The organism is Oerskovia sp. NPDC060287, assembly GCF_042726775.1.
In the GTDB taxonomy this organism is placed as follows: Bacteria; Actinomycetota; Actinomycetes; order Actinomycetales; family Cellulomonadaceae; genus Oerskovia; species Oerskovia merdavium.
Window position 1 is genome coordinate 1 of the sequence record NZ_JBHXBO010000170.1, and the last position, 9,112, is coordinate 9,112.

4 protein-coding genes are annotated in these 9,112 nt (G+C 70.0%); 1 reads left to right on the forward strand and 3 read right to left on the reverse strand.

Features of this window, described 5'->3' with window-relative positions; translation table 11 throughout:
* Positions 1–437: 437 nt before the first annotated feature.
* A complete protein-coding gene (locus tag ACFWFR_RS14230) occupies positions 438–1,004 on the reverse strand; it encodes a hypothetical protein (protein ID WP_377623383.1) in 567 nt (188 codons plus the stop codon).
* A gap of 79 nt (positions 1,005–1,083) precedes the next feature.
* Between ACFWFR_RS14230 and ACFWFR_RS14235 the strand changes: the two genes are divergently transcribed.
* Complete coding sequence (locus tag ACFWFR_RS14235; RefSeq protein WP_377623384.1) at positions 1,084–2,433, forward strand: exonuclease domain-containing protein; 1,350 nt, start codon at positions 1,084–1,086, stop codon at positions 2,431–2,433.
* Here the strand turns inward: ACFWFR_RS14235 and ACFWFR_RS14240 are convergent.
* Both ACFWFR_RS14240 and ACFWFR_RS14245 read right to left on the reverse strand, forming a co-directional pair.
* Entirely contained in the window at positions 2,417–3,088 is a 672-nt protein-coding gene (locus ACFWFR_RS14240) for a hypothetical protein (RefSeq protein WP_377623385.1), read from the reverse strand. The two genes, ACFWFR_RS14235 and ACFWFR_RS14240, sit on opposite strands and share 17 nt — an antisense overlap.
* 255 nt (positions 3,089–3,343) lie before the next feature.
* Positions 3,344–9,040, reverse strand: coding sequence for a DUF4011 domain-containing protein (locus ACFWFR_RS14245; protein WP_377623386.1), 5,697 nt, complete (start codon positions 9,038–9,040; stop codon positions 3,344–3,346).
* Positions 9,041–9,112: the final 72 nt, after the last annotated feature.

The window sequence follows — 9,112 nt, forward strand, 5'->3', positions numbered from 1 at the left end:
GGCCGGGCCTCGGTGACGAGGTCCGGCCCGTCGTGCGTCGTGCTGCTCCGGGGCTCAGTCACTCGACGGCGGGGCCGTGCGCTCCGGGATGTACACCTCGATCGAGACGTCGCCGGGGTCCGGGGCCTCGGACGGGCCCGGCGTGCCCGTCGGCCCCGTCGGCCCCGTGCCGGTCGGTTCGGGCGATGGCCCGCCGGTCGGTTCGACCGGCGGCGGGCTCGTGGGCTCGGTCGACGGGTCGGTCGGTGACGGGTCGGTCGCGGTCGGCGAGGGTGACGCGGGCCCTGAGCCGGCGCCTCCCTTGCACCCCGCGAGCAGTCCGACGGACACCAGGACGCTGGCCGTGATGGCAGCAGTACGCACAGCAGATCTCCCCTGAGTTGGTATGCCCGTCCAGGTTAGAAACGATTCGACGGACTCGCGCGTCGAGCGGGAGGTCAGGAGCCCAGCGCACCCGTGCCCACGAGCGCCGCGACGACCACCGCCCCGGCCGCAACGGCCACGCCGATGATCCCCGCCCCGATGCCGATCTTCATCTCGATCGGCATGGTCTCGCGCCATCCGTAGTCGGTGAGGACCTCGCGCACGACCTTGCGCACGTCCTCGGAGCCGAACGAGACGTCCACGACCCGACCCTCGAGCGGGGTGTCGACGACAGTCCGTCGGAAGGTGATCGTCCGACCCCGCGAGCTCTTCCGGTCGACGACAGCCTGCGGGCGCGTACGTCCGTCGAACCCGACCGACCAGACGAGCGTGCGTTCGACGTCGGTGATCGTGCACGAGCGCCGGTCCGGCCGGAAGCGCAGCTCGAACGTGAACGAGGTGCTCAAGCCCTGGCGTTGCAGGACCTCCCACCACGAGGTGTCGGCCAGGTCGATCGCGACCCGCACGACCCCCTGCTCGTCCTGCACGACGGTCCACGGCGATCCCTGGAAGCGCACCCGGAGGGCGGCGACCGTCTGCTGGACGACCGGGTCGTACAGCACCGAGGCGGCGGAGGTCATGGGCCGAGCGTACCGGCAGCGCCCACAGGCCCTGTGGACGACTTCGCCGTTCGGCGGCTCGACTGGCACTCTGGTCCCCGTGCCCGGATTCGCCGTGATCGACCTCGAGACCACTGGGTTCTCGCCACGCCAGCACGACCGCATCGCCGAGATCGCCGTCGTCCTCACCGACACCGCCGGCCGCGTCCAGGACGAGTGGTGCACGCTCGTGAACCCCGAGCGCGACCTGGGCCCGCAGCACGTGCACGGCATCAGCGCGGCCGACGTGAGCCTCGCGCCCACGTTCGCGGTCGTCGCGCCGCACCTCGCGCGGCTCCTCGAGGGGCGCGTGATCGTCGCGCACAACGCGAGCTTCGACACGCGCTTCCTGCGCGCCGAGTTCGGGCGCGTGGGCCTGCCCGTGGGGATCGACCCGCTCGCGTGCCTGTGCACCATGCGCCTGGCCGGGACGTTCCTGCCGTCCGCGCCGCGCGGTCTCGCGATCTGCTGCGAGCTCGCGGGCGTGGTGCACGACGGCGCGCACTCGGCTCTCGGCGACGCCCGCGCCACCGCGGGGCTCCTCGAGCACTACCTGGGGCTCGACGACGCCGACCCTCTCTGGGCCCAGGCCCACGAGGCGTCTGCCACGCACTCGTGGCCCGGCCTTGCAGCCTCGGGCGCCTTCTCCCCCGTGCTGCGCGGCGCGAGCCGACCCACGGGCCACTGGCTCTCGGGCCTGTCCGACCGCCTCGACCGCGTGCCCTTCCCCGTCGAGGCCGACGACTACCTCGCGCTCCTCGACCTCGCCCTGCTCGACCGGTACGTGTCCTTCACCGAGCGCGGCGCCCTGCTCGCCGCGGCCGAGGAGGCAGGGCTCGGCCGTACGCAGGTCGAGTCGCTGCACCACGGGTACCTCGACGCGCTCGCGCGGGTCGCGCTCGAGGACGGCGTGCTCTCGGACGCCGAGGTCGCAGACCTCCACGAGGTCGCCGGCCAGCTCGGGATGGATGCCGACGACGTCGCGGCGGCGGTCGAGCGCGCGGCGTCCGGTCCGGTGCTCGCCACCCAGCCCGACGCCGGAGCGCACCCTCGCTCGGAGGCGAGCGACGCCGTCGGGCCGGGTGGGGATGACGGTGTTGACGGCGCCGGTGTGCCGGGTGGGGCCGTCACGACCGTGGCCGCGCGGCCTCGGTTCGCGCTGGTTCAGGGCGACGAGATCGTGCTGACCGGGGCCATGACGCGGCCCCGCGAGGACTGGGAGCGCGAGGCGCGTGCTGCCGGACTGTCACCCTGGCCGAACGTCACCAGGCGCACACGCGTCGTGATCGCGGCCGACCCGGACTCGCTGTCCGGGAAGGCCCGGACCGCGCGGCGGTACGGGATCCCCGTCGTGAGCGAGAGCGTGCTCGAGGAGCTGCTGGGGCGGGTCGAGGTCACGCGGGTGCGGTGACGTCGTGCGTCGTCGGGCGGATCCGGACGCGTGGCGCGCCGAACCCCCGGACGATCGCGGCGGCATGGTCCAGGACGGCGAGCGGGCCGTCGACCACGCACACGTCACGTCGGCTGTAGTGCCCCCACAGCGATGCCTGCTCCCGCTCACCGGTCCGGACGTCGACGAGGCGGACCGCGGTCCACTGCCCGTGGTGGACGGACTCGACGACCTCGACGACCCGGCCGCCCTCGACCGTCGCGGCCAGCGCGACCATGCGCGCCCACCGGCGGCGGCACCGTGCGACGAACCACACCGGTCCGGCGATCGGGGCGACGATCATGGTGCCGAAAGCGATCGTCCGCAGGTGCCCCGTAACCCCGGGCGTCTCCATCGTGAACAACAACAGGAGCACGAGGAGGTACGGAGCGAGCAGCACGCCGACGAACGGCAGCAGCAGACCGGTGAGTGTCGGTCGCACCCAGTAGTGCGTGAAGAACCACGGCAGGTGGGCCGCGAGCGCCATCGTGTTGACCGCCCCGTGATACGCGAGGTCCTCGTCACCCCGGCCCACACCCACGATCCACGACACCAGGACCGTGCAGGCACCTGCGACGACGAGGGCGGCGAGGACCGCGCTCGCGACGCCCCACACCCATGTGACGCCCTTGCCCATGCTGGCTCCCCCTGCTCGATCGCACCGCGCCGAGTGCGCGCTGCATCGACGGGACCATCGTGGCGGCGTCGAGGGGTGGCGCCAGGGTTGTCCACAGGGGCCGTTGGCCGGATCGCGCAGGCCACACCTCGGGCGAGACCACCGGCGTCCGCAGTCACGGGCACGGCGTCGAGTCGTTCAGTGAGCGCGACATTCGCTCGCCCCGCGAACACGCGCTCACTGCCCGGCCCGTCCCGCAGGCACGACTAGGTCGTGTCAGGCCAGGTCGGCCTGGACCATGCCCGCGCGTTCGACCAGAAGCCCTTCCCGCACCGCCGCGTCAAGGACATCCTCGAGGCGTGGGCGGACCTTCGAAGCAAGACGACCCACACCAAACACCCGTGCCGTCTCTCGCAGGGTGTCCTCATCGGTCAGGCCGTGCGCCCGACGAACCACCGCCACCATGGTGTTGCGGAGCTCGTGATAGGGAACGTCCCCGATATCGCGCTTCTCCTCACCGTCGTTGAGACGGAAACCCCCGTATATCTCAGGGTCGACGTCGACAGGCCATGCGACACGGTCACCGTTCAGAGCCTTCTTGACGACCCCTCGCGGGACCAGGGCCAGGATCTGTTCCCTACGCCCCTCTCGCACACGTGTCAGGTCGAAACGGCCTGCGAGAGTGCGCGCAAGGCGATCGACAAGAATCGGCCCTTCGGTCGCGATGATGTCGTCGATCTCAGCCCGGACGATCTTCTTCGACCTCACTGAAGTCGAGTCGTCGAGAACCCAGGTGGAGTGCCGTATCCCGTCTGACGCCGCGCGGAAGGTCGTGCTACCCGGTATCGGCGAGGCCACAGGAGCGGACACGACTCCTGCGTACCGTCCCCCAGGGCGCAGCGCGTCCTGGACCTCCCGGTCCACCGCCCCCGGCACGAGCTCACGTGTCAGCACCTCGTCGGTCGAGACGCTCGTCAGGTCCATCGGCTCGGGACCTGAGGGCGGAACAGGTACCTCCGGCCCCTCCCGCGTCGGCTCCACCCCGGCAGCCTTGGCCGCCGCCTCGATGCCGGTGACGACGGCGGCAGGATCACGAATCCACGTCGGGAGCCAGACCCGCTCGACCCGCGCCCACCCCATCGAGCCGACCAGCACAGCCGACGGCAACCCCTCTCGATCTCCCACGCTGCCGCGAGAAGCCCAGACCGGACCGTCGAGCATCACCGCGACCCATGGGCTCGAAGCATCGGTCCGCACGGCGAGGTCGACCGTGAAGTCGGACAACCCGATGTTCGAACGAACCTCGAGCCCCGTCTCCTCGAGCGCACCGACGACCTCCTCCCGGTGACGGTCGCGAGCGGACGGCCGACGAAGACTGGCGTGCTCCACACCATTCTTCGCGAGGAGCAGATAGTCCTTCAGGTGCTCCAGGCCCACCGAACCAGAAGTGCTCAGGTCCAGGTCGTGAGGATCGAACGACGCAAAGATGACCACCTGCTCCTTGGCACGTGTGACCGCGACATTGAGCCTGCGCTCGCCACCTGCGCGCGTGAGCGGACCCCAGTTCAAGGGGACCTTGCCCCGGGCATCCTTGGCGAAGGCGAGCGTGAAGAGGATGACGTCACGCTCGTCGCCCTGGACGTTCTCCAAGTTCTTGACGAAGACCGGTTCGACCTCCTGATCGAGCGCGGTACGGATCCGCGGGTCCGGGTCGGCGTCGAGCGCGTCGAAGATCAGGTCGCGCTGCTGGGTGTTGAACGTGACCACCCCGATGCTCTGTCCGGGGTTCGCGAAGATCCTCCGACGCACCTCCTCGACCACCGCCTCGGCCTCGGCACGGTTGACGCGCGCCGCACCCCGCGAGCCCCCTTCCCACTCCCCCTCGACGCGGCGCAGCAGCAGGGCACTCGTGGCACCGTTCACCGGTGGCGTCGGGAAGCTCGAGAGCCTTCCGTCGTAGTAGTGCTGGTTCGAGAACGCGATGAGCGACTCGTCACGGCTTCGATAGTGCCAGGACAGGAGAAGCCTGGGCAGTCGCGACTCGCTCGCCTCGCTGAGGATCGACTCGAGGTCGGAGGGAACCGGGAGCGACTCCTCGTTGACCGTCCCTTCTTCATCCTCCGGTGCGCTCGTCGAGGAGAACATCGCCGTCGGTGGCATCTGCTTCGAGTCTCCGACCACCACGACCGCCTTGCCACGCCCCATCGCACCGATCGCCTCAGGGACCCGGATCTGCGACGCCTCGTCGAAGACGACCACGTCGAAGTCCACCGCGTCGGACGGGAGGAACCGCGCGACCGAGTGCGGGCTCATGAGCACGCACGGAGTGATCTCGGTGATGAGAGCGCCGTAGCGATGCAGCAGCTGCCTGATCGGAAGGCCGCTCCGCCGTCGGCTGAGCTGCTGGCGCAGGTCTGCGACCATACCGACCCGTTGTCCAGGATCGAAGGTGCGCGCCCGGACGATGCGAGCAGGGAGCTCCGCGACCATGCGCCGACGAACGTCTTGCCCCGTGTCCACGAACCGCTCGACCAGCCGGGACCGGGCAAGGTCATCGAAGGCCGAGAGCCCGGTGGAGTCGAACCGCTCCGCAAGGACCTCCCTCGCCACGGCCAGACGGATGCTGTTCTCGACGTCCGGGCCCAGGAGCTTCCCCGACAGCACGGGCCGCTCTACGACCCCCAGGCCGAGACCCGTCAGCACCGTCAGCGCACGACGCACCCGAACCCAGCGCTGGAGCCGGATGAAAGCACCGCCGGCCGAGTCCGCTCTCCACTGAAGTAGGTCGTCCGACATGGCAAGTCCTCGGCTCCTGCCAGCGAGCCAGAACTCGAGCCCTTCAGGGTTCGCCCCGAGCACCGCGACATATCCGGACCACGCCGTACCGAGCTCTCGGACAGCAGCCCCCGGAAGGACATCACCCGGGGTTCGCGTGCGCAGCACCTCGGCCGTGACCGCATCAGCCGTGGCCTGAGCGGTCGACGCCTCCGGGCGCCCGGCACCCAGCGTGGCCCGCAGACGATGGGCAGCGTCCAGGCCGTGGACCGAGCGATCAACCTCGGAAGCCTGCCCGTGGTCGAGGGGGTTCCACGCAAAGGGGAGGGCGATCCCCGGGAGCTGGCTCGCGTAACCGACCAGTCCGCCCAGAGCCTCGCGAACCGACACCAGCCCGCGCAGTACCGCGGTCACGGTGCCGAGGGCGAACGGGAGAGGCTCTCCCGACGAGACCGTCATCACCGGTGCGAGCTCGGCCAGCAGCGCACGCCGCAGCTTCTTCTTGCCGAACAGGCGGCCGTCGATCGCAACCGACCGAGCGACGAGACCGTCCAGGTCGAACGTCATCACCCCGGGTGCGAAGACACCGAGCTGTGGTCCGTACGTCGAGCGGAACCGTGCGACGGCACTGATCGTCTGCTCGGCGTGCGCGCGCCACTGCGGTGTGACCTGCGTGCTCGCCTCGACCGTGGACCGACCGACCCCCGCCCGGACGGAGTCGAGCCATGCAGCGATCGCCTCGAACTCGACCGGTGTGCGTGCGATCGTGGTCAACGCCCGCAGGACCGGGTCGCTGACGACCTGGTCCGCGGCCCCGACCCTGGCAAGCGCTCCCGCGATCGCCGGGCGGTCGAGAGCGTCCGCGTCGAGCGCTCCTGCGAGACGCCACGGCGAGACCGCCGGAGCGGTGCCGAGGTCGAGCAACGCGTTGCCGAGGTCTCTCGCAGCGTCGTAGACCGTACCGAGCGGAGTCGCTCCCATCACCAGTGCACGCGGCGCCTCGATGTCCGCCTCGCCCCCCGCCACGATCTCCTGCAGCTCGAGCAGGACCTGCCTCGCTTCCCACGAAGACACCCCGACGGGCCCCTCCTCGTGCACCTGGTCCGGGTATCGACTCAGGCTCTCGACGAGACCGCGATAGCTCGAGCGCAGGGCATCCCAGGTCGAAGCGCCGTCGACCTGGGCCTCGAGCGCCGCCGTCAGCTGCTCCCGGACCGCTGACACGGTCTGGTTTCGACCATGCAGGTCGAGGCTGAACGTCCCGAGCCCGACATCGTCCAGGCGCTTCTTCACCACCTCGAGCGCGGCCGGCTTCTCGGCGACGAAGAGCACCTTCTTTCCTTCGGCAAGAAGGTGCGAGATCAGGTTCGTAATCGTCTGCGACTTACCCGTCCCCGGCGGACCTTCGAGGATGAAGGACTTGCCCGCCGCAGCCCACCGCACTGCCTCGAGCTGCGACCCGTCCGCCGGGATCGGCAGGTAGGTCGTCGCTTCGGCCCCCTTGTCGGCCTCAGGAACGTCGATGTCGTCGACGAACGGCTGACCTGCGGTCTCGACGAGGTGCCGCACCACCGGCCGCTCCATGAAGGACGCCCAGTTGGTGCTGAGATCGCGCCACATCTCGAGAGTGGAGAACTGCAGGAGAGCAAGGTGGGCCGTCTCCTCGACGTGGAAGCTCGTCGCGTTCGAGCGCAGGATCGCCGTCCGCACGGCCGCGAAGGCACCATCGATGTCGATCCCCGAATCGTCTGAGCCCGGGTTGCTGAGCTCGGGGATCTCCAGGCCCCAGGTCAGCCGGAGCTTCTCGACCAGACAGTAGTTGGGCTCCATCTCCCTGGAGTCGTCGACCTCGAGCGTGAACGGTGTGGTCCCCCGTCCGCCGACGAGCTTGACCGGCAGGAGGAAGAGCGGCGCGGCGCCCTTCTTGGCTCGCTCCGTCCATTCGAGGGTCCCGAGCGTGAGGTAGAGGTTGTTGGTCCCGGTCTCCTCGGTCACCGTGCGCGCCTTGCGTGCCAGGTTGACGAGCTTTGTCCGGTACTCCTTGGTGCTCAGCGCAGCGTAGAGCGTGTTCTCCTCTTCAAGGATCCGGCGCAAGACGTCGGTGTCGACGTCACGCGCGGTACGCGCCCCCTGGGCGCTGTGGATCGCCGCGAGCTCGTCGTGCGGGACGAGGCGCACCCGTTCCTTGCTGGCGATCTTGTCCTCGAACGCACCGATCCCTCCCGCAGGAACGTGGAGCGGGATGCTGCTCGCGTCCTTTCGCTTGAGGAGCGGGTTCATGTAGGTCATGTCGAGGAGGGCCCTGCGCCACTTCTCGATGCGCGCTGGAGCGTCGCTTCCCGGCTGGGCCGACACACCGGTCGGTACGACCTGTGCCGGGATCCGCCGAGCAGGAACCGGCACGGCCTCCCGAACGACCTCGACGACGCGAGTGTCACCCTCCGTGCGGATCGTGGGCAACGGCTTGACGCGACGGTGGGCCGCGTGGACGTCGAGCAGAAACCTCAGCTCGTCGAGGCCGGCCGACCACCATCGGCGGACGTGGCCACGCGCCTCGTCGAAGGACGTCGTCGACTCGCCGCTGCAGAGCGCCGTGGTCTCGACCGCGTCGAAGAGCGACGAGTCGGCGATCGTCGTGACGATCCCGAGGTCGACCACCGCGATGGTGGGGAGCTGGCTGTCCTCCGTCAGGAACCCGGCAAAGGCGTGCCCCTCGACCAGCGCGAGGATCGGGTGCACCCCGGCCTGCTCGAGTGCTGCTGCGTAGGTGCAGGCAAGGTCCAGGCAGGTACCCCATCGCTCGTCGAGGACCTGGGCGTGCGACCTGACCCGCTGGCCAGTTCCCTCGAAGGAGGCGGGCGGCTCGACGTACCGGATCTGCCGCGCCTGCATGGCGTCGTAGACCGCCTCAGCGATCTGATGGACTCGCTCGGGTCCGGACTGATAGCCCTCGAGAGACGGCGAGCCGGTCCTGTCCGCCAGCAGCTCCGCCGCCTCACCGAGGAGCGTGGCGATCACCGGGTCGTTCGGACGGACGAAGGCCGCGATCGACTCAGGGATCCCTCGCGCCCACCACTCGTCGACGGTCAGGAGCCGGAGCGGACCACAGTCCTCACGGCTCGAGCCCGAGGCCCTGACACCCAGGGTGATCGTGGTCGTCGCGGACTCGTCGAGCGCGAGGAACGGGGCGACGTTCACTCGCCAGGCAAGCTGGTGCGCGGGCACGTCGAGCTCGGCTCCGGCGGCGAGGATCCCGGGGTTCAGCACGAG